Here is a 2069-nt window from a genome sequence, read left to right as displayed (position 1 = left end):
ACTGAAGGAAACGCCTTATTCTCAATACGGTGTGCTTCTTGCTGTGACCAATTACCCGCATTCATAGCGTGATCCCGACTGTTCAAGCCACACGAGGTTCACAGATTTGGCTGGCGATCGCCAGTTCTTGATCCAGGGTGGCTTGGATGGCATGTTGCACCACTGTTGGTACATCCAGCCCTTGCTCGTAGTCCTTTAGCCAACGCTGCGCCTCATTACCCTCGCGCAAAATCTTTTTCAGGGGCGATAGGAAACAACTAAACCCGGCCTGTTTTGCCGTCGGCCATACTTCTTGATAAAGGGTTTCAATCCAAGTCTGAGTCGAGATGGGGCTGCCGTCTTTCCAGTGGCGCAGAGTGGCATCGAGACTGTGGTGGGCGGCGGCAGTTTCGTTTTCGTCGGTTAGCGTCACCAAATCGTCGGCGCGAGTGCGGCTCGGTAACGCGCTCATGACAAGGGGATCGAGATCGGGATTCTCAATTGTTTGCAGGATGCGAGCTTCAAGAAGGGCGGTAATCGCCAGGAGTGCAATGGGATCGGTAACGAGATCGCAAATACGCAGCTCTAAACGATTGAGGCAATAGGGACGGCGATCGCCATTCGGACGGACGGACGACCAAAGATGGCGCACGTTCTGCATCGTGCCTGCCGCTAATTGCGCCTCTGTCCAGTCGATAAAGTGGGCATGGCTTTCAAAGAGGGGCACATGGGCAGGGGTTTTGGGAAACACGCTCCAGCGGCTAGAATGCTGACCCGTGACAGTACCATCTAAAAACGGAGATGCCGCACTGAGTGCCAGATAGAGCGGTGCTTCCACCCGGACTAAGCGACAGGCGCGCATCAAGGTTTCCGGATCACTAATGCCAATATTGATATGGATGCTCGCCGTGACTACCTTGGTGCCATAGGTCTGCTCAATGTAGGCGTGATAGGGATTCTTGGGATCAGATCGGTAAAAGTGGCGGCTGTCCCCCAGAGAAAGAGTGCTGCCGGGAATCAGCGTATAGTCTCCCAGTTGATGCAGATACGCCCGTAACTGCTGTCGGGGTTGCACCAGCGCACACAACAACCGTTCATACCCTGTAAACGGAGCGGTCGTATACTCGACATTGCGGCTATCCGGTTCGCGCACAAATCCGTTTAGGTCAGACACAATTTTGTCCGAAAGACCGACGATCTCTCCGGCGGGCGTGCCTGTGTACATTTCGACTTCAAAGCCTTTTGAGAGCAGCATACTAACCGCTTGCCTCGCTACTGGGTGTACTTTTACTCTACGAGGTTCCCCACGGGAATAGGGACTCCTCGCCTGAAAAACTTAGGTTCGCACAGGTTCGGGATCGCTGTCCATAACTCGGCGCGATCGCACCAGGGACCACAGTTCCCCATCTGTGAAATCCGGAATCACCCAGGTTGCCCCAACCTGGCGCAGGCGATCGGGATCGTGGCTAGAGGAAATGCCTGCAGTGGGAATCTCTGCGGCTACGGCAGCGCGAATCCCCGATGGAGAGTCCTCAAAGACTAGGGATTCCAGTGGTGTTACGCCTAGACGGGCGATCGCCTCTTGGTATGGCAAGGGATCGGGCTTGCCCCGTTCCAGTTCCTCCGCCAGCACCACCGTATCAAAGGCGTTGGCTAGCTGGAGTACATTCAGCATAAACTCGGCATTCCCACGGGGAGCATTGGTGACGACACCCACCTTAAGCTGGTGCTGATTTGCCCAATCCAACAGGGTCAGCAAACCGGGCATGGGTTGCAGACGATCGGCGGCACGGGTACGAAACTCGGCCTCTTTGCGAGCGCTCAATTCCCGACCCTCGACCCCGGAAAGGTGGGGCAGCCAATCCGCCACGATCGCCTCATTCAGCCGACCGCTAATCCGGGCATTGTAAAGTTCTGGAGTCAGCGTGAAGCCGAATTCTCGTAGGATATCGACCCACACCCCGTAGTGGATGGGATCGGTGTGCGCCATCGTGCCATCCAGATCAAACAAAAGCGCTTGTAGCATAGTTTTTTTGTAATTGGTCACAGCAAGAAGCACACCGTATTGAGAATAAGGCGTTTCCTTCAGT

The 2069-nt window shown here is 55.1% G+C and carries 2 protein-coding genes; both read right to left on the bottom strand.

Features of this window, described 5'->3' with window-relative positions:
• Positions 1 to 82: 82 nt before the first annotated feature.
• Positions 83 to 1234: a glutamate--cysteine ligase gene (gene gshA / locus IGR76_06280; protein ID MBF2078124.1), complete on the bottom strand. Its 1152-nt coding sequence runs from the start codon at positions 1232 to 1234 to the stop codon at positions 83 to 85.
• 81 nt (positions 1235 to 1315) lie between these two features.
• A complete protein-coding gene (locus IGR76_06275) occupies positions 1316 to 2005 on the bottom strand; it encodes an HAD-IA family hydrolase (protein MBF2078123.1) in 690 nt (229 codons plus the stop codon).
• Between the last annotated feature and the right edge of the window lie 64 nt (positions 2006 to 2069).

This window comes from Synechococcales cyanobacterium T60_A2020_003 (assembly GCA_015272205.1).
In the GTDB taxonomy this organism is placed as follows: Bacteria; Cyanobacteriota; Cyanobacteriia; order RECH01; family RECH01; genus JACYMB01.
This window is presented reverse-complemented; position numbering and strand designations above follow the sequence as displayed.